Genomic DNA, 24,095 nt, shown 5'->3' with positions numbered 1-24,095 from the left:
CGCCGGGGCTCGGTTCACAGGCTCCGGCGTCGTCGCGTCAGGCGGCTGCCTGGGCGTGCGAGGCCACCGACACGACGCAGACGCCGGCGGCGATCAGGGCCATGCCCCCGAGCATGGCGAGGTTCAGCGGGTCCGCGAACAGCACCCGGCTCGTGACGGCAACCAGGGCGATGCCGGCACCCGCCCAGATCGCGTAGGTGATGGCCACCGGCAGGCCCATCCGGATCACGAGTGATTCCAGGTAGAGGGCGGTCAGGAAACCGACGGCCAGACCTGCGACCGGCCAGGGTTTCGTGAAACCGTCGGAGTATTTCAGGCAGAGGGTCGCGAAAACCTCCGCGCCCACGGCGAGGGCGAGCAACATCCACTTGAGCATTGAATTTTCCCAGCACAAAATGCACGCAGCACAAGGCGTGCGTGTTGAGGAGAACGGATGACGTCGAGGCGAAACGCCCTGGTCAGCCGCCGCGCGTGGGGAAGTGGACTCGTAAGACGAAATCAGACGGGATGTCGGGGCCGCTAGGTGCCGTCACGCGACACACGGTGTATCACCCTCACCGGAACAGGGGCGGCTTTGGTGCACGCCCTCCGTTCGACCATACCCGAAGAAAGGGCCGCCGTCGCGACGAAAGCGACGGCGGCCTCACCTGCGGGTGGAGATCAGGCGGGGAGTTCGCGCAGCAGCTTGGCCACGTGGCCGGTGGCGCGGACGTTGTACATGGCCTTGACGATCTTGCCGTCGGGGCCGACGAGGAACGTGGAGCGGATGACGCCCTGGACGGTGCGGCCGTAGTTCTGCTTCTCGCCGAACGCGCCCCACTCGGTCAGGACCTGCTTGTCCGGGTCGCCGAGCAGCGGGAAGGTGAGGCCTTCGGCGTCGCGGAACTTCGCGAGCTTCTCCTGCTTGTCGGGGGAGATGCCGACGACCTCGTAGCCGGAGTCCGCGAGCGCGCCGAGGTTGTCGCGGAAGTCGCAGGCCTGCTTCGTGCAGCCCGGGGTGCTCGCGGCCGGGTAGAAGTACACGACCACGGACTTGCCGAGGTAGTCGGACAGGGACACCGGCTTGCCCTCGCTGTCGGGCAGCGTGAACGCGGGTGCGGTGTCACCAGGTTCGAGACGACTGGTCATGCCGCAGAGACTATGCCCGCGGCTACGCCTGGCCCTCGAAGACGGTCGGGGCGTCCTGGCCCTGTCCACCTGGCTTGATGGTCAGCTGCATCCTCGTCGGCGTCTCCGGGACCGCGAACGCGAGCTGCAGCTGCGTGTCGCGGCCCGGCGGGAGCTCCGCCACGGCCGCGGCGAGGCCGTTGAGGCCCTGCACGGAGTCGACGAGCTCCGCCGCCGGCTGGCCGTCGGTCGTCGCCCTGACGGAGAGCTGGGAGAGGCGGTAGGAGGCCTTGGAGCCGTTGTAGACGGTGATCGTGAAGACCGCGGTGCGCTTGGCCGGGGGGATCGCCGTCTCGGACGGCGCCAGCGAGCGAGGAGCGGACACGACGACGGAGAGGCCCGAGGCCCACACGCGCTGGGTGCCGAACGCGGCGGCACCGGACGCGTTGGGCGTGTCGGCTCGCTGTTCGACGGTCAGGTTCTCGTCCGGGGTGACGGCGACACCGGAGCTCGCACATCCCGCCACGGCCAGGAGCAGGCACAGGCCCGCGGCCGATTCGGCGAACTTCACGAACTCCCCTTTCCCACCCCGGCGGTGGGTGTGGACGACTCACGTCAACTGTGACGGTGCCGAAGGGGGCAGTGCGAACGAAAGTGGCCTCTGAAGCGGACCTGGTGCCGGGCCGTGGCCGACTCGTGATGGGCGGCGTGGGCGGCGCCACAGAGAGCGCCGGCCCCACGCCGTCCTGCGGCCGAAGCCGCTTGGTGAAGCTAGGGAGCGCGTCGGGGGGCGTGCGCGCTCATACCGATCATCGCTCACTGTGTGCCACGCGCTACAAGCGGAGCCGTTTATCACCCGTTCAGAGCAGCACCAGTAGTACGAAACGTGAAGCTCACGCGTAACCGTCTCACGTATGTGCGGCTGAACGGTCCAGCGACGGCGTCCGTTCGGCGATCTCGCCGAGCAGCTCGAACGAACGCAAACGGTCATCATGGCCGTGGACGATGGTCGTCACCATGAGCTCGTCGGCCGCCGTCGACTCCAGCAACTCGTCGATCCCGGCGCGGGCCGTCGAGGGGGACCCGATGATCTGGTTGGCCATGCGGTCCTCGATCACCAGCTCGTCGGTCTCGGTGTACGGGTAGTCCGCGGCCTCCTGCGGCGTGGCCAGCGGGGCCGGGCGGCCCTGGCGCAGCCGCACGAATGAGAGCGCTCCCGGACCCGCCAGGTAGCGGGCCTGCTCATCGGTGTCGGCGACGATCACCGAGGCGCACACCATCGCGTACGGCTCCTGGAGAACCTCGGACGGCCGGAAGTGCCGCCGGTAGAGCTCCAGCGCCGGCAGCGTGTTCTGCGCGCTGAAGTGGTGGGCGAACGCGAACGGCAGGCCCAGCATGCCCGCCGCCTGCGCGCTGTAGCCGGACGAGCCGAGCAGCCAGATCGGCGGCTTGTTGCCCGCCGCGGGCACGGCGTTGAGCTCGGCGGTGCCCTCGAAGTACTTGATCAGCTCGGTCAGCTCCTGCGGGAAGTTCTCCGCGGAGAGACCGGCCTCGGTGCGCCGCAACGCCCGCGCGGTCTTCTGGTCGGTGCCGGGTGCGCGGCCGATGCCGAGGTCGATGCGGCCGGGGTGCAGCGCCTCGAGCATGCCGAACTGCTCCGCGACCACCAGCGGCGCGTGGTTGGGCAGCATGACGCCGCCGGAGCCGACGCGGATGGTCGACGTGGCGTCCGCGACGTGCCCGATCAGCACGGCGGGCGCGGAGGACGCGATGCCGGGCATGTTGTGGTGCTCGGCGAACCAGTAGCGGTGGTACCCGAGGCGTTCGGCCTGCTGGGCGAGCTCCCGCGAGTTCCGCAGCGCGGTCGTCGCGTCCGACCCCGACGTGATCGGGGCGAGGTCGAGTACGGACAGCGGGATGTCGCTCAGGCGGCTCATACATCGATCAACACCGATGCTTCGTCACTTCTTCCGTGAGCCCGGTAACTCGTTTCGACGCCTTCGCGTAGCTCGTGCCCTCGGGGTGCAGCGTCAGCACCGCGACGATGCTGAACAGGCACGTCCCGGAGGTGTGCAGGGCGGGCGACTTCAGGTCCGGCTCCCACCGAGCACGGGGCCGCGGCCGGTCCACGCACGGCTTCACCGGGTCGCCGAACCCCGACCACCCCTGCTTGAACGCGGGCCGCCACGTCGCCGACGGCAGCCCGAACGACTGGTCGAACCCGTCCGCAGCGCACTTCTCGGCCCGGTGCAGGTGTCCCATGATCGTGTGCCGGACCCTCGGGTGTGCTTCCTCCAGCAGGTACCGGTAGATCTTCACGACGTCATGGGCACTCACGGCGGTGTAGCCCCACATGCCGCGCTTCTCCGGCGGCCGCGTGTCCCTGAGCCGCAGCCGCTCGGCCGTGCGCACGACCAGCTGGTCCCAGCCGTTCTCGACCCACAGCTCGCTCGCCGCGCTGTCGTCGCTCACGCGCAGCATGGGTTCGATGCGCGGGTCGTCGCCGCGCGTCTCCAGCTGCTCGATCGCGATCAGGATCTTCACGAGCGAGGCGGACCTGAACGGCTTGTGCACGTCCCGGCCCGTCAGCGTGTGCGTGATCCGGTCGTAGACGGCGTAGGAGGCCGTCGTCGTGGGGACGGGGGTCGCGAGCAACGCCATCGTCAGAAGTAGGTGCACCCTCCCGGAAGCTAGCGCTCCTCATGCCGGTTGTCTCGTAGCTCACAGGTGGGACGGACCGGTGTCGCCGTTCCGTTGATCGAGGTGTGACGGATGTGGTGGTGATCGGCGCGGGACAGGCGGGCCTGTCCGCCTCGTACTTCTTGCAGCGACGCGGTGTCGACCACGTGGTGCTCGACGCGAACCCCGCACCGGGCGGCGCCTGGCTGCACCGCTGGCCGAGCCTGCGCATGCGGACCGTGCACGGCATCCACGAGCTGCCCGGCATGCCGTTCGAACAGCCGTCGCCCGACGAACCCGCCAACGAGGCGATCCCGTCGTACTTCGCCCGCTACGAACAGCTCTTCGACCTGCCGGTGATCCGTCCGGTTAACGTCACGCAGGTCTTGGACCACGGCTCGTTGCTCGGGGTCGAGACCTCCGGCGGAACCTGGACCACGCGCGGCCTGATCAACGCGACCGGCACGTGGCGCCGCCCGTTCTGGCCGCACTACCCGGGCCAGGAGACGTTCCGGGGCCGCCAGCTGCACACCGCCGACTACCGGGGCCCCGACGAGTTCGCCGGCAAGCGCGTCGTCGTCGTGGGCGGCGGCGCGTCGGCCACGCAGTTGCTGATGGAACTCGCTCCTCTCGCAGCGGAGACCCGGTGGGTCACGCGGCACGAACCGGTGTGGCGCGAGGGACCGTTCACCGAGGACTACGGCCGCTGGGTCGTCGGGATGGTGGAGGAACGCGTCCGCGCCGGCCTGATCCCGCGCAGCGTCGTCAGCGTGACCGGGCTCCCGCTGAACGACGCGACCCGGGCCGCGCTGGCCTCCGGGGTGCTGGACCGGTGGCCGATGTTCTCGCGGATCACACCTGGTGGGGTGGAGTGGGCTTCCGGAGAGCGGTTCGACGCCGACGTGGTCCTGTGGGCGACGGGGTTCCGGCACGACCTGGACCACCTCGCGCCGCTGCACCTGCGCGGAGCCGGGGGCGGGATCCAGGTGGACGGGACGCGGGTGGTGTCCGACCCTCGGATCCACCTTGTCGGGTACGGGCCTTCGGCCAGCACCATCGGGGCGAACCGCGCTGGGCGGAGTGCTGTTCGGGAGTTGATGGGGCACTTGGACGGGCTGAGGGTGGCCGGGTAGCGGGCTTGTGGGTCGGGGCGGGTGGCTGCGGGCGGAACTGGCGGCTGCGGCTGGCGGAGTGAGGCTGGCCGCCAGTGGGTGGGAGCAGGGCGTTGGTCGGTGGCGTGGCCGAGCTTCACGCGACTGGTTGTCGGCGCGGCCGAGTTCGACGCGGCAGAGGGGCGACGCGGCAGAAGGTCGGTGGGGTTGAGGGTTGGCGGGGTTGAGGTTGCTGCCGCCGTGGCTGTGGGCTGGGTGCGGTGCGAGCTCGGTCAGGGATGACGTGTCGAGTGGTGGCCTGGCTGGAAGCGTGAGTGAAATCGGGTCGAGCGTGGTGCGGTGGTGGGTTGCCAGCGCTGTTCTGGCGTCCAGGCACTGTGTCGGGTGGCGCTGACCGCGTGGCCGGATGGCGTGGACCGCGGGGCGGGCGCGTGGCGGCGGGCTGATGTCGGAGGCGGCCGGTCAGCTGGGGACGTCCGCCCGCTTCTTCGAGAGGCGTGTCGCCACGAACACCGCCACGGCGACCACGGCCAGCCCCAGGACCACCTTGGAGCCCAGGCCCACGTACTGCTCGACCAGGTGCCAGTTGTCGCCCAGCAGGTAGCCCGCGAGGATCAGCGCCGTGTTCCACAGCAGGCTGCCGGCCGCCGTGTACGCGACGAACGGTGCTAATCGCATGCGTTCCACGCCTGCCGGGATCGAAATCAGGCTGCGGAAGACCGGGATCATGCGGCCGAAGAAGACGGCGCGGTAGCCGTTGCGGAGGAACCAGGCCTCCGTCCTGTCCACATCGGACACCCGGACCAGGGGCATGCGGGCGGCGATGCGGCGGACCCTCTCGCGGCCCAACCGGGCGCCGACCCAGTACAGCAGCAGGGCGCCCGCGACGGAGCCGAACGTGGTCCACAGGACGGCGTCGAGCAGCGACATCTTGCCCTGGGCGGCGGTGAAGCCCGCCAGCGGCAGGAAGACCTCGCTGGGCAGCGGCGGGAACAGGTTCTCCAGCGCGATCGCCAAAGCCGCTCCGGGTGCGCCGGCCGTGTGCATCAGGTCGGTGACCCAGTCGACCAAGTTCATGGCTTCCACGGTACGGAGGTGGGAGGCGGGGGACATTGGGGTGATCCGCAGGATTGGGGTGGGGGAAACCCCACCGGGGAGGTGGGGGGATACCACTAGGGGCGCCGGGCGAAGTCCAGAAAGGACCGGAGGCGGGCCGTTCGTCCACACCGCACCGGAAGCGCGGTCGGGCGCGTGGTCGTCCGGCTACGATGCTCCGCTGATGGCCGACCTGGTGGGGACGTGTGTGATCTGCGGCGCTCCGGCCGCCACCTCCGGTGCGGGCGGGCGCGGTACTGCTCGAACGCCTGCCGCCAGCGCGCGTACCGGCGGCGCGTGAACGAACCCGCGCCGGCGCTCGGCAGCTTCGTCGGCCGTGGTGCCGAACTTGGTCGTCTCACCAGGCTCGCGGACGCGCGCGTGCTCACGCTCGTCGGACCGGCGGGGGTGGGGAAGAGCAGGCTGGCCGAGGAGTTCACCCGAGCCGAGGCGGTGACGTGGGTCGACCTCGCGACGGTGCCGGACGTCGCGAGGGCGTGCGCGGACGCGCTGGGAGCCGCGGATCCCGCGCTGAGCACCCTGGTCCTGGCGCTGGCGGGCCGGAAGGTGCTGGTGCTGGACAACTGCGAGCACCGGGCAGCTGAGTGTGCTGCGCTGCTGGAGCCGTTGCTGCTCGCGTGTCCCGGTCTGAGGGTCGTGGCGACGAGCCGGGAGCCGGTCAGGGTGCCGGGTGAGGTGCTGTTCGCGGTGCCGCCGTTGTCGATCGCGTGCGCGGTGCGGCTGTTCACCGACAGGGCGAGGCGAGCCAGGTCGGGCTCAGGCTCGGGGACGGGCACCAGCTCGCCGCCCGGCTGGACCGCCTCCCGCTGGCCTTGGAGCTCGCGGCACGGCTGGTCACCGTCCTGCCCGTGCCGGAGCTGCTGGCGCGGGTGGACGACCGCCTGGAGCTGCTCGCCCGCGGCAACCGCGCCGCCGCCGAACGGCACCGGAGCCTGCGCGCGGCGATCGGGTGGAGCTACGACCGCCTCAGCGCCGAGGAGCAGCACGTGTTCCGGTGCGTCTCGCAGTGGGCGGGCGGCTTCGGGATCGACGGCGCGGTGGCGGCGTGCGGCCTGCCGCCGGACCGGGTGCTGCTGGCCGCGCTCGTTGCTGACCTTCACGGGTGACGGCCGGTTCGAGCAGCTGGAGTCGGTGCGGCTCTACGGCGGGGAGCGGTCCGCGGCCGTGGTGCGCCGCGGAGCGATCCCCTCGGCGCACCACTGAAAACCGCTGCTCAATGAGGTCGGGGGGACTCGAACCCCCACTGGCTGGGACCTAAACCCAGTGCCTCTGCCAATTGGGCTACGACCCCTCGAGCGGAAGCCTATAGCGCGTCCGTGTACTCGCTCTCGCGGGTCGCGCGAAGCCGCGCTCCCCGCCGTCCACTACGGTTGCGGGCAGAACCGCTGCTAGGAGGACATGTGGCTCGCGATCCCGACACCATCCAGCGCGAGATCGAGCAGGCTCGCACCGCGCTGGCCGCCACCCTGGACGAGCTCAGCGAGCGCGCCAACCCGCAGAAGCTCGTCGAGCAGGGCAAGTCGTCCGTGCTCGAGGTGCTGAGCAGGCCCCAGGTGAAGTACACGCTGATCGCGGTCGGCGCGGTGGTCGGCTTCGCGCTGGTGCGCAAGCTGTTCCGCTAAGCGTGCACCAACGGTAGGAGCACCTGCTCGACGACCTTCTCCACGAACGGCTCGTCGAGCGGGTCACCGGTGAGCATCAGCCGGTAGATCAGCGCGGCACCCGCGATCTCGACCGCCATGCCGCGCGGGGCGTCCGCCTTGAGCTCGCCCCGGTCGGCCGCGCGGTCGAGGATCCCGCGCAGCACGTCGCGCTGCGAGATCAGGAACGTCTCCCGGAACGCCGCTGCCAGCTCGGGCTCGTGCGGCAGCTCACCCACGAGTGCCTGCGCGGCCTTGCCGATCGGTCCGGAGAGGAACGCGGCGAACGACGAGAGGAACTCGCGCAGGTCCCCGGCCAGCGAGCCGGTGTCCGGTGCCGCGAGGTTCTGCGTCGCGAGCTGGGTGCACGTGTCGATCACGAGATCGAGCTTCGACTCCCACCGCCGGTAGATCGTCGCCTTGCCCGCTCGCGCGCGGGCCGCGACGGCGTCCATGGTGAGGGCGCGGTACCCGACCTCGGCCATCACCTCTAGCGCTGCCTGACGTAATGCGTCGTCCCTGCTGGCGTCGCGAGGACGGCCCCGCTGGGGGACCCTGCCCTCGTTGAACGCCGTTGTCGACACGGCCATGCCACCTCCTCGTACAAGGGCACGGCTCATGCGTGTCTCCCCGCCCCTTTGGCGGCACATCCTAGGCGTCCTGCCCACCCCGCAGGGTGAGCAGCACCCGGTTTGTTGCCTCGTGTTGCGGTCCGCGGCTTCTTGAACGGCGCACGGGACAGCTCCTGCCTTTCCGGCGGCTCAACCGGTCGAGTACCGGGAAGAGTTCCGGTCCATCGGAGGTCTCGACGCCTGTCCGGAGTAACGCCGGCTCCGGCTTCGACGTGGCCCCGCTGGCCTCACCGGCCTCACCCTGGTGGCGGGAGGCGGCGCGGCGTTGGTCACGGCCGGCCGGTCCCGGCGGCCCTGACACGGGCGACGGCGAGCTGGGTCAGGTACCGCTTCACGACCCGGCCGCCGAAGCGCGTGTCGATCAGCGACCGGATGTCCGCGACCAGTTCGTCCCGCGTCGGCAGCACGATGTGGTTCGAATACGTGAGGAGCAGGTCCACGTACGCCTCGGTGTCGTAGGCCCGGTCCCACTCGTACCGGTGGAACTCCGGCTCCTCGAACTTGGGGCTGTCGTCGAACTCGCGCGGGACGTCCGCGGCGCGGGGGAGCCGGAGCCCGGGTGGGGCCGAGGGGTCCCAGCGCTCGTAGCACTCCTGCACGTCCACGAAGAACTGCTCGGTGCCGCCCGCCACGTGGTGCGTCGAGATCACCGCCAGCGCACCGCCGGGCCGCAACGCCGCGGCGCAGCGGGCCATCCGGGTGGCCGGGTCGAGCCAGTGGAACGCCGTCGCGGACACCACGAGGTCGAACGGTTCGCCCGGCAACGGCCACGAGTCGAAGTCCGCGACGACCACGTCGGCGGCGGGAGCGTGCGCACGGGCGAGCGTCGCCAGATCGGGGCTCAGCTCGACCGCCGTCACGTGTCCCAGCGCCGTCAGCGGCAGCGTGGCCTGACCGGTGCCGGGACCGATCTCCAGGATCCGCGGGCCCCGCAGACGGCCGAACAGCTCGGCGGGGTACGACGGACGAGCCCGGTGGTAGCGGGCCGCGTCCGAGCCGAACGTCGTGCGCAGTCTCTCGCGGTCGGTCACGCGTCGAATTCAAGCGACCTCGACGGCAGGGCGTCCATCCCGTTCCGCGCGAAGCCGGCCCACAGCCCCCGAACGGTCTTCGCCAGCCCGACGTCCGGTTCGTGCCCGGCCAGCATGCCCGCGCCCGACCAGCCGGCCGGGTCGAACAGGAACGGCAGCTCCATGCAGTGGCACGCGCCCAGCGGAGCGCCCGGTGGCGCCCACTGGAACCTGTAGGTGGCGACCTGACCGCCCGCCGCCTCCCAGTCCCGGGCGAGCTGCCGCGCGGGCCCCGCGAAGATCAGCTCCGTCACCACCTCCCAGTGCTCGCGGCTCGGCACGTAGGGGCTGCCGTCGTCCGCGGTGTGCCCGACGAGCAGCTCGACGCGGGACGCCGCCGCGGCCAGGTCGACCTCGCCGAGCTCCGGGGCGAACGGCATGGCGCCGGACGGACCGAACCGGGGCCCCACCTCGGCGACGACGGCGATCTGCGCCACGAGCACGTCGTCGGCGGGTGTGGAGGCGTCCACGGAGACCGACGACCGCAGCGCGGCCGTCATCTCGGCCCGCTCGGGACCGCGGGTGCCCAGCGGCGCGCTCTGCAGGACCGCCCGGTGGAACAGGCCCTCCGTGTCGGTGAGCATCAGCGCGTACACGGAGTCGGCGCCCGCGGACTGGCCGAACGCCGTCACGTTCGCCGGGTCGCCGCCGAACGCGGCGATGTTGTCCCGCACCCACCGCAGCGCGGTGAGCTGGTCGAGCAGTCCCAGGTTGTCCCGCAGGTACCCGAAGACGCCGAGCCGGTAGCTGACGCGGACGACCACGACGCCCTCCGACGCCAGCAGGTCGCAGTCGTACTTGACCGACTCACCGCTGCCCGTCACGTACGCGCCGCCGTGGAACCAGACCATCACCGGCAACCCGGAGGCGCCGGCGGGAGCCGTCACGCTCAGCACGTGGCAGTGCTCGTCGAACGCCAGGCCCTCGACCGAGTTGCCGACCAGCGCCGCGAGCGCCGAGGGCGGCTGCGGGCACGCGGGACCGCGTTCGCCGGCGTCGACCACGCCGTCCCACTCGTGCGGCTCGGGCTTTGCGAACCGGGATGCCGTCGCGTAACGGACACCGCGCGCTCGTACGAGACCTTCGGCGTTGATCAGCACGGTTCCGATGGTAGGCACGCGTAACCAATTCCACAGCGTCTCGATTCGGCGTGAAGCCCGCGGCAGGAGCACGATGCAGGGGGTTGTACGACGAATCAGAGGAGGCGCCCGGTGCGGGCTACGACGATCTACGGCACCCGAGACATCCGCGTCGAGGAGGTGCCGGACGCGGCGGTCCAGGAGCCCGCCGACGTCGTCGTCCGGGTCGAGCTCGCGTGCATCTGCGGCAGCGACCTGTGGGCGTACCGGGGTGTGGCCAAGCGCGAGGCGGGACAGCGCATCGGGCACGAGTTCCTCGGCATCGTCGAGGAGGTCGGCAGCGCGGTCCGGTCCGTCAACGTGGGCGACCGCGTCATCGCGCCGTTCGTGTGGAGCGACGGCACGTGCGCGTACTGCCAGGCCGGGCTGCAGACGTCGTGCCGCAACGGCGGGTTCTGGGGCGGCAAGGGCAGCGACGGCGGGCAGGGCGAGGCCGTGAGGGTGCCGCAGGCGGACGGCACGCTCGTCCGGGTGCCCGCGGACGCGCCGCAGGAGCTGCTGCCCGCGTTCCTCAGCCTGAGCGACGTCATGGGCACCGGTCACCACGCCGCCCTCGGCGCGGGTGCGGGTCCCGGCAGCACCGTCGCGGTCGTCGGGGACGGCGCGGTCGGGCTGTGCGGCGTGCTCGCGGCCAAGCGGCTCGGCGCCGAGCGGATCATCGCGCTGGGCCGCCACGAGGACCGCGCCAAGATCGCGAAGCTCTTCGGTGCCACGGACCAGGTCGCCGAACGCGGCGAGGCCGCGGTCGAGCGGGTCAAGGAGATGACCGGCGGCCTCGGCGCGTCGGCGGTGCTGGAGTGCGTCGGCACCGAGCAGTCGTGGGAGACCGCGATGGGCGTGGTGCGCGACGGCGGCAGGATCGGCTACGTCGGCGTGCCGCACGAGATGCCGGGGCTGCCGCTGGGCAAGCTCTTCGGGCGCAACATCGCCATCGGTGGCGGCATCGCGCCCGTGCGGGCGTACCTGCCGGAGCTGCTGGCCGACGTGCTGGCCGGCCGGATCGACCCCGGTCCCGTCTTCGACAGGACGGTCTCGCTCGACGACGTCGCCCAGGGCTACCGGGCGATGGACGAGCGGACCGCCCTCAAGGTCATCGTGCGGCCGTAGCCTTCCTGGCGGCGGTCAGCACGTAGTCCTCGGCGCGCACGCGCTTGGTCCGCATCCAGTACCGCCAGGTGAAGCCCGGCCACACGGTGCGGTTCACGCCCTGCGCGTCGAGGTACCAGCTCTTGCAGCCGCCCTGGGTCCAGACGCCCTTGCTGAGCTTGCGCTGGATCTCCGAGTTGAACTCCTGCTGGGCCTCCAACCGCACGTCCAGCTCCGCTGCGCGGTGCCGGTCGAGGAGCCGGAGGCACTGCGAGACGTACCGGATCTGCGACTCGATCATGAACACGACCGAGTTGTGCCCGAGTCCCGTGTTGGGGCCCAGCAGGAAGAACAGGTTGGGGAAACCCGAGACCGTGATGCCGTAGTAGGTCTCGATCCCCTCCTGGCGCCACTTCTTCGCGAGGTCGACGCCGTTCTTGCCCTGGATGTCCAGGTAGTCGAACGAGTCGACGACGTGGAAACCGGTGCCGTAGATGATGACGTCGACCTCGTGCTCGACGCCCGCGCTGTCCACGATGGAGTTCTCGCGGACCTCGGAGACCTTGTCGGTCACCAGGTCGACGTTGGGGTAGCCGAGCGCCGGGTAGAAGTCGTTGGAGATGAGCACGCGCTTGCAGCCCATCGTGTAGTCGGGCTTCAGCTTCTCGCGCAGAGCGGGGTCGGGCACCTGCTTCTTCAGGTGCCGCAACGCGATGCCCTGCGCGAACTGCATGATCTTCGGGTTCACCGCGAAGCCCAGCGCGGACGACTCGCGCATCCAGTAGACGAAGTTGCGGTAGAGCCGTTGGGTGACGGGCAGGGCGCGGAACAGCTTCTGCTCCCAGCCGCTGATCTCGCGGTCGGCCTTGGGCATGATCCACGGCGGCGTGCGCTGGAAGATCTTCATCGACCCGACCTGTCCCGCGATCTCCGGGACGAACTGGATCGCGGACGCGCCGGTGCCGATGACGGCCACGCGCTTGCCGGTGAGGTCGTGGTCGTGGTCCCACTGCGCGCTGTGGAACGTCTTGCCGGCGAAGTTCTCGATGCCCGGCAGTTCGGGGATGTTCGGGATGTGCAACGCGCCGACGCCGGCGACCAGCGCCTTCGCCGTGTACGTGTCGCCCTGTTCGGTCGTGACGTTCCAGTGCTTGGCCTCGTCGTCCCACCGCGCGCCGGAGACCTTGCTGCCGAAGCGGATGTGCGGCCGCAGCCGGTACTTCTCGGCCACCCGCCGCAGGTAGTCGAAGATCTCGCCCTGCTGCGCGAACATCCGCGACCACTTCGGGTTCATCTCGAACGAGAACGAGTACATGTGCGACGGCACGTCGCACGCGCAGCCGGGGTAGGAGTTGTCCCTCCACGTGCCACCGAGGTCGGCGGCCTTCTCGAGAACCACGAAGTCGTGCTCGCCGCGGCGCTTCAGCTCGACGGCCATGCCCAGGCCGGAGAAGCCGGTGCCGATGACGAGGACCTTCGTCTCTCGGTGCATGGGGTTCCCTCCGCTCGCGGTGGCTACTTCGCAGTAGGTTACTCGAAGTAAGTTACGAGCGGTAGACTCCGTTCGTGACTGCTCCGCGCCGCCGCATGCCCAAGGCCCAGCGCATGGCGCAGATGCTCACCGTCGCCGAGGAGATCTTCGCCGAGCAGGGGTATCTGGCCACGTCGATGGACGAGATCGCCGAACGCGTCGGCGTCTCGAAGCCGATGCTCTACGAGTACTTCGGCTCGAAGGAAGGCCTGCTCATCGGCTGCATCCACCGTGCGCGCACGGAGTTGCGCGAGAAGACGGCGGCGGCCATCGCGGGCGCGGCGGGGCCGGAGGAGTTCCTGCGGCTCGGGCTGCGGGCGTTCTTCGAGTTCATCGTCGAGCACCAGCGGTCCTGGGCCCTGCTGCGGCAGGAGGCGGCGATCGCGGTGCCGTCGGCGCAGGAGGAGGTCGAGGGGATCCGGCAGCAGCAGACGGACATGATCGGGTCCGTGCTGGTGTCGTTCGCGCCGCAGATCGACCCGCTGGAGGCGGAGGCCTTCGCGGAGATCGTCGTCGGCGCGTGTGAACGGCTCGCGGTGTGGTGCGAGCGCAGGCCCTCGGTGGGACCCGCGCTCGCGACCGACTACGTGATGGCGGTGATCTGGCCCGGGGTGGCCGATCGCTTTAAGAAGCTGCCCGGACCCGTTCAGCCCGCATGGCGGTGACGGCCGGCAGGTCGATCGGCGCGACCTTGGTCCCGGTCGCCCACTCGATCAGCATGTCCGCGAGCGCCGGGTTGCGCGGCAGCACCGGCCCGTGCAGGTACGTGCACACGATCCGGCCCTGAACAGCGCCTTCGACGCTGCCGTCGTTGCCCGTGCCGACCTTGACGTGCGCCAGCGGACGCGCGGCCGGACCCAGCACCGTGCGGCCCTGGTGGTTCTCGAACCCGGTCAGCGGACCCGCGAACAGGCCGTCGGCGGGCTCGGCGACGACCTCGCCGATCGCGCGGCTGCCGCCGGCGTGGGAGGTCGAGTCGATCAGGCCCATGCCGGGGTGGGTGACGTTGTCGGCACGGGTGAAGCTCTCGCCGAAGATCTGGATGCCGGCGCAGACGCCCAGCACCACGGCGTTCTTCGTGACGGCGCGCTGCAGGCCGGGGTGCTCGCGCAGGTGCTTGACCGCCAGCGTCTGCGCGGTGTCCTCACCGCCTCCGACGACGTAGATGTCGCACGAGTCCGGCACCGGCTGGCCGTAGTTGATCGGCACGATCTCGGCTTTGATCCCGCGCCACGTCATGCGCTTCTCGAGGACCACGGCGTTGCCGAAGTCCCCGTACGTGCCGAGGAGATCCGGCAGCACGAGCGCGATCTGGACAGTCGACTCACTCATCAGCGGCAGCCCTGGCATTCAAGTCGCGGAACGCGGTGTAGTTGGCGATGACCTCGACCGCCCCCTGCGGCAGCTGGTCGATGGCCTTCAGGGGGTCGGGCACGATCGTGTGCTGGACCTCGGCGTACGTGAGACGCACCGCGAGGTCCGTGGCGCGTTCACCGGATGCGATGACCGTGCGGCCCTGCAGGCGTTCGAACGGGACGTCCCACAGCCAGGACAGGTCGCGGCCGTCGGCCTCCTGGGCGTTGATCACCAGGACGGCCGGGTGGTGGGCCTCCTTGACGACCGTGAGCGTCTCGCTCCAGCCCGCCGGGTTCTTGCTGAGCAACAGGCGCGCGCTGCGGCCGTTGCGCTGGATCGTGCGGTAACGGCCGCTCACGTTCGAGACGCCGCGCAGACGGCGCACCGCCTCGTCGGCGGGGACGCCCATCGCGTACGCGGCGGCGGCCGCCATGACGGCGTTGGCCTGGTTGAACTTGCCCGGCAGCGTGAGGCGCAGCTCGAGCTTCTGGTGCTCCGGCGTGATCATCGCCTCGTCGGTGGTGATCCAGTTCGGATGCGGGCGGGCGAGGTCGCAGCCCGTGCAGTGCCAGTGCTCGCCCTGCCAGCTGATCGGGCTGCCGCAGCGCGGGCAGCTCGCCGAGTCGTGGTGCCAGCCGGTGCCGGTGGCGACCCAGACGACCTTCGCGGCGTTCCAGGCCGCGCTCGTCACCATCACGTCGTCGCAGTTGGCGATGATCGTGCAGTTCCGCAGCTTGGAGATGGCGTCGCGCAGCGACCGCTCGATGGTGCGGACCTCGCCGACGCGGTCCAGCTGGTCGCGGCTCAGGTTCAGGACCACCGCGACGGCCGGGTTGCTGGCGCCCGAGACGGCCGGGAAGTAGGCCTCGTCGCACTCCAGGACCGCGTACGGGGCGTCCGGCTGCTTCGACAGCGCCGTGACGTGGCCGTCGGGCATGTTCGCGCCGCTGTGGTTCGTGGCGACCTCGCCCAGCGCCCCCACGGCCCTCGCCAGCATCATCGTGCTGGTCGTCTTGCCGTTGGTGCCCGTCACGACGGCGACCCTGCGGCCCTGCGTGAGGTGGCCCAGCGCCTGGGGGTCAAGCTTCAGCGCGACCCGGCCGCCGATCATGCCACCGGCGCCGAGGCCCATCTTCTGCGACAGCGTGGAGCTCAGGTTGCCCAGCTTCACGGCGGCTGCGGTGCGCAGGGGAAGGCGGGCGGGGGAATCGTTCACCCCGGCGACTCTACCGGCGCTCGCGGAGCGGCTTCTGCCCGGCTCGCTTCGCTTGCAGGACTTCTGGAGACGCGTTGCAGGTTTTTTGGAGATCGCCCCAGCAGTGTCGTTCCTGTCAGCAAGACAGCGAAGACACCGACCTGGGGGTCATCGAAATGCGCAACACGAACAAGGCTTTCGTCAGCGCCGTTCTCCTCGCCGCCACCTTCACCTCCGTCCTGCTCCCCTCGGCGGGCGCCGCGCCGGCCAAGCCGGACGCCGCGGTCGTCTACTCCGAGGCCGACTTCTCGACGATGGCGACCATCACCAGGGCCGAGGTGATGGCCCGCGCCAAGACGTGGGTGGACGCGAGAGTGCCGTACAGCATGAGCGCCGCGAGGGACGGCTGGCGGACCGACTGCTCCGGCTTCGTCTCGATGGCCTGGAACCTCTCCAAGCCGGGCCTGAGCACGGTCACGCTCGTCGGGTCCAACGTGACCCACCGCATCACCAAGGACGAGCTGCTGCCCGGTGACATCCTCATCAAGGGCGGCGCCGGCACGGAGGGCGCGGCCGGGCACGTCCGGTTGTTCGGCGGCTGGCTCGACTCGGCCCGCACCCGCTACTGGGTCTACGAGCAGACCCCGCCCATCGCGACGTACAACGAGTACACCTGGTCCGCGACGGCCGCCGAGTACCCGCCCTACCGCTACAACAACATCGTCGGCGGTAGCGGCCGCGGCAACGCCGACATCACCGGTGACGGCAAGGGCGACCTTTTCGCCGTGTACCAGGACAAGCTGCGCTACTACTTCGGTGACGGCAGCGGCAACCTGCACTGGGGCAGCGAAGGCGGCGTCGGCTGGGGCGGTCTCGGTGAGGTCGCGATGGGTGACGTGAACGGCGACGGCAAGGGTGACCTGATCGCCGAGGCCGGCGGCAAGTTGCGGTACTTCTACGGTGACGGCAGCGGCAACCTGCACTGGGCCAGCGAGGGCGGCACCGGCTGGGAGGCCGTCAAGCACCTCAACCTCGAGGACGTCAACGGCGACAACAAGGCCGACATCGTCGGCGTGGTGGGTGACAAACTGCGCTACTACTACGGCGATGGCACGGGCAACTTCCACTTCCACAGCGAGGGAGGCATCGGCTGGGGCGCTCTGTCCAAGCTGGAGGCCGGGGACGTCAACGGCGACGGCAGGGCAGACCTGATCGCCGTCGCAGGTGACCAGCTCCGTTACTTCTACGGCGACGGCAACGGCAACTTCCACTGGGGCAGCGAAGGCGGCACCGGCTGGGGGAGCCTGGGCCACATCGCGGTGACCGACATGAACGGTGACGGCAAGGGCGACCTGCTCACCGTTGCCGGTGACAAGCTGCGCTACTACTACGGCGACGGTTCGGGCAACTTCCACTGGGGCCACGAGGGTGGCGCCGGCTGGAGCGCCCTGACCCGCTTCGCAGGGTGAGGGGACCAGCCATGAGGAAGATCCTCGTTCTCGCCGCCGCGGTGGCCGGTCTGGTCGCCACGCCCGCACTGGCCACGGCGTCCGAACTGTCCGCGCAGGACTACCGGGACGACTTCATCGCCGTCGCCGGCGCTCTCGCCCAGGACGTGAAGCGGGAGTACGACGTGCCCGCCTCGGTGACCACCGGGCAGGCGATCCACGAGTCCGCCTGGGGGCGCAGCACCCTGTCCGCCAACGACCGCAACTACTTCGGCATCAAGTGCAAGGACGGCCTGCCCGGCCCGATCGCCGTCGGCTGCCGGGCCTACCCGACGACCGAGTGCGACCAGAGCGGCTGCCACCCGGCCACGGCGTACTTCCGCACCTACAACTCGATGCGGGACTCGTTCCGCGACTACGGCCGGATGATCTCGACGGTCGCGAGCTACGCCCACGCCCTGCCGTACCGGTCGCAGCCGGACAGGTTCCTCACCGAGATCGCCAAGGTGTACGCGACCGACCAGTCCTACGTGACCAAGGTCCTGGCCATCATGCGGAACTGGAACACCTACCGGTTCGACAACGCCGGTGGCCGCGGCAACGCCGACATCACCGGTGACGGCAAGGGAGACCTCTTCGCCGTGCACCAGGACAAGTTGCGCTACTACTTCGGCGACGGATCCGGGAACCTGCACTGGGGCAGTGAAGGTGGCGTCGGCTGGGGCGGTCTCGGCGAGATCGCGATGGGTGACGTGAACGGCGACGGCAAGGGCGACCTGATCGCCGAGGCCGGCGGGAAGCTGCGGTACTTCTACGGTGACGGCAGCGGCAACCTGCACTGGGGCAGCGAGGGTGGCACCGGCTGGGAAGCCGTCAAGCACCTCAACCTCGAGGACGTCAACGGCGACAACAAGGCCGACATCGTCGGTGTCGTGGGTGACCAGCTGCGTTACTACTACGGCGACGGCACCGGGAACTTCCACCTCCACAGCGAGGGAGGCAACGGCTGGGGCGCTCTGTCCAAGCTGGAGGCCGGGGACGTCAACGGCGACGGCAAGGCGGACCTGGTCGCCGTGTACCAGGACAAGCTGCGCTACTACTACGGCGACGGCAGCGGCAACTTCCACTGGGGCAGCGAAGGCGGCACCGGCTGGGGGAGCCTGGGACATCTCGCGGTGACCGACATGAACGGTGACGGCAAGGGCGACCTGCTGGCCGTGGCAGGTGACCAGCTCCGCTACTTCTACGGTGACGGAACGGGGAACTTCCACTGGGGCCACGAGGGTGGCGCCGGCTGGAGCGCCCTCACCCGCTTCGCCGCCTGACAACCGAATGAAGACCAGAACGCCCCTGCCGGCCGGTGGGGGCGTTCCGGCGTCAGCGGCTCAACGCGCGCAGGATCCTGATGAGCTCCACGGCGGGCAGTTGGCAGAGCTGTGCCATGTTCTCCAGGGCGGGCAGGTCGAGGTGCACCTCCGGGGAGACTCCGGGAGGGAGCGCGTGCAGGCGCCCGGCCGCCCACCTCCGCAGCGGGATCAACCGGGAGTCGTCGGTCGCCGCGACGGCGGCGAGGTTCAGCGCCAGGTACCCCGCCGGGGTGTCGCCGAAGAAGCGTTCGTGGACGCGGGCGAGGACCTCGTGCGCCGGAACGTCGAGGGCGTGGCAGATCTCCACGAGGCGCACGACCGAGCACTGCCGGGTACCGAGCTCGTAGGTCGCGAGCGTCTGCAGCGAGATCTCCGTCTGCAGCCGCCTGTTGAGCTCCTTGCGGGTCCATCCGCGTCGCTTGCGAAGGGTGCGGATCTCATCACCGAGCACGCGCTGGTACGCCGCTGTGTCGATTTGGCCGTTCGCAGGTCGCACTGGTCCCTCCACCCCGTGAGCGGGTCTCACGGTCATGGAAGGCGCCAGTGCTTCGTCGCTTACGCAACTTGCCGACAGAATCCCCCGAACGGGGGATGCTTCTCTACTCTGGGTATCAGTTCACGCAGCGCACGCCGTCTGCGGAGATGGGCGGAGGGGCCGCGGGATCAGCCGGTTGCTGGCGCGCACCGTCCAGGGCGAGCACTCCGGACCCGGTGAAGCCCTGCGCGCCGGGACCCGAGTAGTCGGCTCCGAGGAACACGCGGGCGGTGCCGGTCGGGATGTTGACGTCCTCCTCGACCTTCAGCCCGCCGAGGGCCTCCTGGACGGCCTCGGCGCCCGCCTCGCCGCCCTTGCCGTAGCGGACGACCGACTTCGCCAGCGCTTCGGCGTTGCCCGCCTGGCCGCCCTTGAAGCCCTTCGTGACGAGCGACTGCAGCACCTGGCCCGCGAGGCCCGGCTGGCCGGAGGCGTTGCGGACGTCGACGGTCAGCGAGGCCTTGTCGAACTTCGGGGCGGCCGGCTTCGAGGACTCCGGGGCCTTGCCCAGGCTCTTGAAGAACGCGCGCACCTCCGACTCGACCACCTCGACCGCCGAGCCGTCCTCCGGCGTCTGCAGGTCGGGGTTGCCGGTCGGGATGGTCTGGAACGTCATGTTGCCGCCCGTCATGTCCTTCATCTGCAGGGCGAACTTGGTGATGTCCCAGCCGTCGTCGAGCACGATCGCGCCGCTCACGGCCTTGATCATGTCGTTGCGCTTGGTGCTGTCGGTGAGCACGCCCGCCGACAGCATCTTCTTGGCGAGGCCCGCCATGAAGACCTGCTGGCGCACGACGCGGTCGAGGTCGCCCAGCGGCAGGCCGTGGCGCTGCCGGACGAACGCCAGCGCGTTCTTGCCCTCGATGGTCTGCTTGCCCGCGGCGAAGTTCGCTCCGGAGAAGCTGTCGCGGACCTTGGCGTTGAGGCAGACCTCGATGCCGCCGATGGCCTTGGTGATGTCGTAGAAGCCGACCAGGTTGACCTCGGCGTAGTGGTCGATCGTGGTGCCGGTGAGGGTCTGCACGGTCTCGATGAGGTTGTTCGCGCCGGCCTTGCGCGACTCCATCTCGACCTCGGGCCCGCCCTTGCCGCTGCCCTTGAGCTTCTCGGCGGCCTGGTTCTTGGCGTAGCCGTAGGCGGAGTTGATCTTGTGTCGCCCGAACCCGCCCGCGATCTTCACGTAGGAGTCGCGCGGGAACGAGACGGCGAACGCCTTGCCGCTGTCGTTCGGGATGTGCAGCAGGATGAGCGTGTCGGTGTTGAACCCGCCGTCGTCGGTGCCACCCGCCTGAAGTTCGTTCAGGATGTTCTGCGGTAACGGGTTGCCCCTGGAGTCGGTGCGGCTGTCCATGCCGACCAGCAGGATGTCGATCGCGCCGTCGGCCGGCTTCTCACCGCCGTCGGCTAGGTTCAGGTCCTGTTTGGTCAGGCCGTCAGTCAGCGCGGTCAGGTTCTGCCACGCGACGCCGGTGACCGCGAGGACCGCCGCGGACAGCATGCTGACGAAGACCTTGGCGCCGGTCGACGCACCGCGCCTGGCCGCGCTCGGGCGGCGCGCGGGAGCGGGCCTCGGACGAGGCCTCGGCTCCGGGGCCTTCGTCTTGGCCGGGGTGGTGCGGACCGTCGGGCGGTCGGCCGGCGAGCGCGGTGCGGACGAGGCCTCACGCCCGCGCTGGGGTTCCCCGCGGGCCGGCTCGCGGCGCGCCGGTTCGATCCGCCGCGGCGGCTCGCGCCTCGGCGGCTCCGCCCGGTTTGGCTGCCTGCGCGGCGGGTCGGACGCACGCGGCGGCACCGGCGGGCGGCGGGGCTGTCCCGCCGGCGGACGAGGAGTGGCGGGAGGTCGCCCAGAAGACGATCGACCAGAAGACGATCGACCGGGAGCCCCGTTCGGGTCTCCCGGCCGCGGCGGCCGGTTGTCCACACCCACTCCTCTCGGCACATGCGGGTACCCCAAGTGGACGTGCGGGAGCGCCACTCGGTTGTGCAAGGGTGGCACAGTGGTGGGCAGTACCCGATCAAGGCCCCCTGACCAGCATTTTTGTCCGTTTCGTAGACTCGTCGCCGTGTTGACGATGCAGGACGCGCTGCTCGCGCTGACCAAGTACTGGACCGACCGAGGCTGCATCGTGGTGCAGCCGTTCAACACCGAGGTCGGGGCGGGAACGCTGAACCCCGCCACCGTGTTGAGGGTGCTGGGCCCCGAGCCGTGGCGCGTCGCCTACGTGGAGCCGTCCGTGCGGCCCGACGACGCCCGTTACGGCGAGAACCCGAACCGCCTGCAGACGCACACGCAGTTCCAGGTGATCCTCAAGCCCGACCCGGGCGACCCGCAGGAGCTCTACCTCGGCTCGCTCGAGGCGCTGGGCATCGACGTCCGCGCGCACGACGTCCGGTTCGTCGAGGACAACTGGGCCTCGCCCGCGCTCGGCGCCTGGGGCCTCGGCTGGGAGGTCTGGCTCGACGGCCTGGAGATCACCCAGTTCACGTACTTCCAGCAGGCCGGCGGCATGACGCTCGACCCGGTGTCGGTGGAGATCACCTACGGCATCGAGCGGATCATGATGGCGCTGCAGGGCGTCGACCACTTCAAGAAGATCGCCTACGCGCCCGGCATCTCCTACGGCGAGGCGTTCGGCCAGGCCGAGTACGAGATGTCGCGGTACTACCTCGACGACGCCGACGTGGAGGCGAACAAGCGCCTCTTCGAGGAGTTCGCCGCCGAGGCCCGGCGCATGCTCGACGCCCGCCTGCCCGTGCCGGCGCACAGCTTCGTGCTGAAGTGCTCGCACATCTTCAACGTCCTGGACGCGCGCGGCTCCATCTCCACGACCGAGCGCGCCCGCGCGTTCGGCCGGATGCGCGGCCTGGCCCGCGAGGTCGCCGGTCTGTGGGCCGAGCGCCGCGCCGAGCTCGGGCACCCGCTGGGCGTCGCCGAGGCTCCCGCCGCCGTCGAGAAGCCCTCGTCCTTCACCGACGTCGTGGCGCCCGCGACCCTGCTGTTCGAGATCGGCACCGAGGAACTGCCGCCCGCCGAGGTCGTCCGGACCGTCGACGCGGTGCGCGAGGCCGTGACTGCGAAGCTCGGCGCCACCCGCCTCACGCACGGCGAGGTGGCGGTGCACGGCACGCCGCGCCGGATCGTCGTCCTGGTGCCCGCCGTGTCGCCGCGCGAGCCGGACGCCGAGCGCACCGTCCGCGGTCCGCGCGTCTCCGCCGCCTTCGACGCCGACGGCAACCCGACGAAGGCCGTGCAGGGCTTCGCCCGCGGCCAGGGCGTCGACGTGTCCGCGCTGGGCCGCGTCGCGGAGAACGGCGTCGAGTTCGTGGCGCTGACCAAGACCGACGCCGGACGCGGTGCCGTCGAGGTGCTGAGCGGGCTGCTGGGCGAGGTCGTCGCGGACCTGCGCGCCGAGAAGAACATGAAGTGGAACGACCCGAAGCTGTCGTTCACCCGCCCGATCCGCTGGCTGCTCGCGCTGCTGGGCTCGACGCCGGTGCCGGTCGCGGTGTCGTCGCTGGCCTCCGGCACGACCACCCGCGTGCACCGCACGGCTTCGACGCCGGTGGTCGAGGTGTCCACAGCGGACGGTTACCTGGAGTTCCTGTCCTCGCACGGGATCCAGGTCGACGCGGCCGCCCGCTCGGCCGCGATCGTCGAGGCCGCGCAGGAGCTCGCGGCGTCGGTCGGCGGTGTCGTCGAGGTCGACGGGCTGCTGTCCGAGGTCACGAACCTCGTCGAGTGGCCGACGCCGATCCTCGGCTCGTTCGAGGAGCGGTACCTGGAGCTGCCGGCCCAGATCCTCACCACCGTGATGCGCAAGCACCAGCGCTACCTGCCGGTGCGCTCGGCCGACGGCGCGCTGCTGCCGCACTTCGTGGCCGTGGCGAACGGGTCCGTGGACGCCGACCTGGTGCGCGCGGGCAACGAGGCCGTGCTGCGGGCGCGGTACGAGGACGCGGCGTTCTTCTGGCGCGCGGACCTCAAGACGCCGCTGGAGGAGATGAAGTCCGGTCTCGCGAAGCTGACGTTCGCGGACAAGCTGGGCTCGATGGCGGACCGCGCCGCCCGCATCGCCGCGCTCGCCGGCCGGTTCGCCGCGGTGGTCGACGCCGACCGCGAGACGCTGGACCGCGCCGGCGCGCTGGCCAAGTTCGACCTCGGCTCGCAGATGGTGATCGAGCTGTCGTCGCTGGCCGGTGTGATGGCCCGCGAGTACGCGGAGCGGGCGGGGGAGACGCCCGAGGTCGCGCTGGCGTTGTGGGAGATGGAGCTTCCCCGGTCGGCCGGTGACGCGCTGCCGTCGTCGGTTCCGGGTGCCCTGCTGTCGCTGGCCGACCGGTTCGACCTGCTGGCCGGGCTGTTCGGGATCGGTGCCCAGCCGACCGGGTCGTCCGACCCGTTCGGGCTGCGTCGTGCCGCTCTCGGTGCGGTGACGGTGCTGCGGGCGTTCCCGGACCTGCGGGCGATCACGTTGCCGGTGGCGCTTTCGCTCGCCGCGGAAGGGCTCGACGTCTCGGCCGACGCGCTGGAGACGGCACGGGAGTTCGCCGTGCGCCGGTACGAGCAGGCTTTGCTCGACGCCGGGCACGAGCACCGGTTCGTCCAGGCCGTGCTGCCGCTGGCCGATTCGCCCGTGCTGGCCGACGAGACGCTCGCGCAGCTGGAGTCGCTGGCCGGCGACGAGTCCTTCGCGGCGCTGACGGCTGCTTTGCAGCGGGTGCGGCGGATCGTGCCGGCTTCGGTGGAGGGGTCGTACGACGCCTCGGTGCTGGTCGAGCCCGCTGAGGTGGCGCTGCACGAGGCGTTCGGCCCGGTGCCGCGGGACGTGGCCGGGCTGGCTGCATTCGTGGCCGCGGCCGAGGGGTTGACCGGGTCGATCAACACGTTCTTCGACGAGGTGCTGGTGATGGCCGAGGACGAGTCGGTGAAGGCGGCTCGGCTCGGGTTGCTGGCGTCCATCCGGGACTTCGCGGCGCCGGTGCTGGACTGGACCCAGCTGTAGGAAGTGATCTCGAAGCTCCGGCCGTGAACACCTCAGCGGCCTGTTCAGAGGTGTTCACGGATCGACGAGGGTGGAGGAC

At 70.5% G+C, this 24,095-nt stretch carries 22 protein-coding genes and 1 tRNA gene; 8 read left to right on the top strand and 15 right to left on the bottom strand.

Features of this window, described 5'->3' with window-relative positions; translation table 11 throughout:
• Positions 1-37: 37 nt before the first annotated feature.
• The 5 genes from BLQ91_RS19395 to BLQ91_RS19375 all read right to left on the bottom strand — a co-directional run bounded on the left by BLQ91_RS19395 (position 38) and on the right by BLQ91_RS19375 (position 3,786).
• Complete coding sequence (locus BLQ91_RS19395; RefSeq protein WP_090098337.1) at positions 38-376, bottom strand: DMT family transporter; 339 nt, start codon at positions 374-376, stop codon at positions 38-40.
• A 284-nt stretch (positions 377-660) separates the two neighbouring features.
• On the bottom strand, positions 661-1,128 hold the full coding sequence (gene bcp, locus BLQ91_RS19390; protein WP_090098335.1) for a thioredoxin-dependent thiol peroxidase: 468 nt from the start codon (positions 1,126-1,128) through the stop codon (positions 661-663).
• 22 nt (positions 1,129-1,150) lie between these two features.
• On the bottom strand, positions 1,151-1,678 hold the full coding sequence (locus tag BLQ91_RS19385; protein WP_090098334.1) for a hypothetical protein: 528 nt from the start codon (positions 1,676-1,678) through the stop codon (positions 1,151-1,153).
• A 337-nt stretch (positions 1,679-2,015) separates the two neighbouring features.
• Positions 2,016-3,044: an LLM class flavin-dependent oxidoreductase gene (locus BLQ91_RS19380; RefSeq protein WP_090098331.1), complete on the bottom strand. Its 1,029-nt coding sequence runs from the start codon at positions 3,042-3,044 to the stop codon at positions 2,016-2,018.
• Between the two features lie 7 nt (positions 3,045-3,051).
• Positions 3,052-3,786, bottom strand: coding sequence for a hypothetical protein (locus BLQ91_RS19375; RefSeq protein WP_245733673.1), 735 nt, complete (start codon positions 3,784-3,786; stop codon positions 3,052-3,054).
• A gap of 86 nt (positions 3,787-3,872) precedes the next feature.
• Between BLQ91_RS19375 and BLQ91_RS19370 the strand changes: the two genes are divergently transcribed.
• The gene (locus BLQ91_RS19370; RefSeq protein WP_090098329.1) at positions 3,873-4,919 is read left to right on the top strand and encodes an FAD-dependent oxidoreductase; all 1,047 of its coding nucleotides are present in this window, start codon (positions 3,873-3,875) and stop codon (positions 4,917-4,919) included.
• 441 nt (positions 4,920-5,360) lie between these two features.
• Here BLQ91_RS19370 and BLQ91_RS19365 read toward each other — a convergent pair whose 3' ends face one another.
• A complete protein-coding gene (locus BLQ91_RS19365) occupies positions 5,361-5,975 on the bottom strand; it encodes a DedA family protein (RefSeq protein ID WP_245733672.1) in 615 nt (204 codons plus the stop codon).
• A 746-nt stretch (positions 5,976-6,721) separates the two neighbouring features.
• On the opposite strand from BLQ91_RS19365, the gene BLQ91_RS19360 reads away from it, so the two are divergent.
• Complete coding sequence (locus BLQ91_RS19360) at positions 6,722-7,120, top strand: hypothetical protein (protein ID WP_090098323.1); 399 nt, start codon at positions 6,722-6,724, stop codon at positions 7,118-7,120.
• A 111-nt stretch (positions 7,121-7,231) separates the two neighbouring features.
• On the opposite strand, the gene BLQ91_RS19355 is transcribed toward BLQ91_RS19360, so the two are convergent.
• A tRNA-Leu gene (locus tag BLQ91_RS19355) sits at positions 7,232-7,305 on the bottom strand.
• A gap of 109 nt (positions 7,306-7,414) precedes the next feature.
• Here BLQ91_RS19355 and BLQ91_RS19350 point away from each other — a divergent pair.
• The gene (locus BLQ91_RS19350) at positions 7,415-7,636 is read left to right on the top strand and encodes a DUF3618 domain-containing protein (RefSeq protein WP_090098321.1); all 222 of its coding nucleotides are present in this window, start codon (positions 7,415-7,417) and stop codon (positions 7,634-7,636) included.
• Here BLQ91_RS19350 and BLQ91_RS19345 read toward each other — a convergent pair.
• The 3 genes from BLQ91_RS19345 to BLQ91_RS19335 all read right to left on the bottom strand — a co-directional run bounded on the left by BLQ91_RS19345 (position 7,633) and on the right by BLQ91_RS19335 (position 10,456).
• Positions 7,633-8,244, bottom strand: coding sequence for a TetR/AcrR family transcriptional regulator (locus BLQ91_RS19345; protein ID WP_245733671.1), 612 nt, complete (start codon positions 8,242-8,244; stop codon positions 7,633-7,635). The two genes, BLQ91_RS19350 and BLQ91_RS19345, sit on opposite strands and share 4 nt — an antisense overlap.
• Before the next feature lie 311 nt (positions 8,245-8,555).
• Entirely contained in the window at positions 8,556-9,317 is a 762-nt protein-coding gene (locus tag BLQ91_RS19340; RefSeq protein ID WP_090098318.1) for a class I SAM-dependent methyltransferase, read from the bottom strand.
• Positions 9,314-10,456, bottom strand: a complete 1,143-nt coding sequence (locus BLQ91_RS19335; protein ID WP_218130324.1) for a carboxylesterase family protein — start codon at positions 10,454-10,456, stop codon at positions 9,314-9,316. The genes BLQ91_RS19340 and BLQ91_RS19335 overlap by 4 nt, the downstream gene beginning before the upstream one ends.
• A gap of 111 nt (positions 10,457-10,567) precedes the next feature.
• On the opposite strand from BLQ91_RS19335, the gene BLQ91_RS19330 reads away from it, so the two are divergent.
• Entirely contained in the window at positions 10,568-11,602 is a 1,035-nt protein-coding gene (locus tag BLQ91_RS19330) for a zinc-dependent alcohol dehydrogenase family protein (RefSeq protein ID WP_090098314.1), read from the top strand.
• Here BLQ91_RS19330 and BLQ91_RS19325 read toward each other — a convergent pair.
• Complete coding sequence (locus BLQ91_RS19325; RefSeq protein WP_090098312.1) at positions 11,586-13,073, bottom strand: flavin-containing monooxygenase; 1,488 nt, start codon at positions 13,071-13,073, stop codon at positions 11,586-11,588. The two genes, BLQ91_RS19330 and BLQ91_RS19325, sit on opposite strands and share 17 nt — an antisense overlap.
• Positions 13,074-13,186: 113 nt before the next feature.
• Here BLQ91_RS19325 and BLQ91_RS19320 point away from each other — a divergent pair, with 113 nt between their 5' ends.
• On the top strand, positions 13,187-13,777 hold the full coding sequence (locus BLQ91_RS19320) for a TetR/AcrR family transcriptional regulator (protein ID WP_090098669.1): 591 nt from the start codon (positions 13,187-13,189) through the stop codon (positions 13,775-13,777).
• On the opposite strand, the gene BLQ91_RS19315 is transcribed toward BLQ91_RS19320, so the two are convergent.
• Positions 13,737-14,444 (bottom strand): type 1 glutamine amidotransferase, encoded by a 708-nt coding sequence (locus tag BLQ91_RS19315; RefSeq protein ID WP_090098665.1) that lies wholly within the window; start codon positions 14,442-14,444, stop codon positions 13,737-13,739. The genes BLQ91_RS19320 and BLQ91_RS19315 overlap by 41 nt on opposite strands.
• Entirely contained in the window at positions 14,437-15,684 is a 1,248-nt protein-coding gene (locus BLQ91_RS19310) for a MurT ligase domain-containing protein (RefSeq protein ID WP_245733670.1), read from the bottom strand. The genes BLQ91_RS19315 and BLQ91_RS19310 overlap by 8 nt, the downstream gene beginning before the upstream one ends.
• Positions 15,685-15,839: 155 nt before the next feature.
• Between BLQ91_RS19310 and BLQ91_RS19305 the strand changes: the two genes are divergently transcribed.
• Together BLQ91_RS19305 and BLQ91_RS19300 are read left to right on the top strand one after the other, a co-directional pair.
• A complete protein-coding gene (locus tag BLQ91_RS19305; protein WP_090098310.1) occupies positions 15,840-17,132 on the top strand; it encodes a C40 family peptidase in 1,293 nt (430 codons plus the stop codon).
• Positions 17,133-17,143: 11 nt separating this feature from the next.
• Positions 17,144-18,436: an FG-GAP-like repeat-containing protein gene (locus BLQ91_RS19300; RefSeq protein ID WP_090098308.1), complete on the top strand. Its 1,293-nt coding sequence runs from the start codon at positions 17,144-17,146 to the stop codon at positions 18,434-18,436.
• 52 nt (positions 18,437-18,488) lie between these two features.
• On the opposite strand, the gene BLQ91_RS19295 is transcribed toward BLQ91_RS19300, so the two are convergent.
• Both BLQ91_RS19295 and BLQ91_RS19290 read right to left on the bottom strand, forming a co-directional pair.
• On the bottom strand, positions 18,489-19,010 hold the full coding sequence (locus BLQ91_RS19295) for a helix-turn-helix domain-containing protein (protein ID WP_090098306.1): 522 nt from the start codon (positions 19,008-19,010) through the stop codon (positions 18,489-18,491).
• A gap of 79 nt (positions 19,011-19,089) precedes the next feature.
• Entirely contained in the window at positions 19,090-20,511 is a 1,422-nt protein-coding gene (locus BLQ91_RS19290) for an LCP family protein (protein WP_090098663.1), read from the bottom strand.
• A 574-nt stretch (positions 20,512-21,085) separates the two neighbouring features.
• Between BLQ91_RS19290 and BLQ91_RS19285 the strand changes: the two genes are divergently transcribed.
• Positions 21,086-24,016, top strand: coding sequence for a glycine--tRNA ligase (locus BLQ91_RS19285; protein WP_090098661.1), 2,931 nt, complete (start codon positions 21,086-21,088; stop codon positions 24,014-24,016).
• Positions 24,017-24,095: the final 79 nt, after the last annotated feature.

This window comes from Lentzea jiangxiensis (assembly GCF_900104175.1).
Lineage (GTDB): Bacteria > Actinomycetota > Actinomycetes > Mycobacteriales > Pseudonocardiaceae > Lentzea > Lentzea jiangxiensis.
This window is presented reverse-complemented; position numbering and strand designations above follow the sequence as displayed.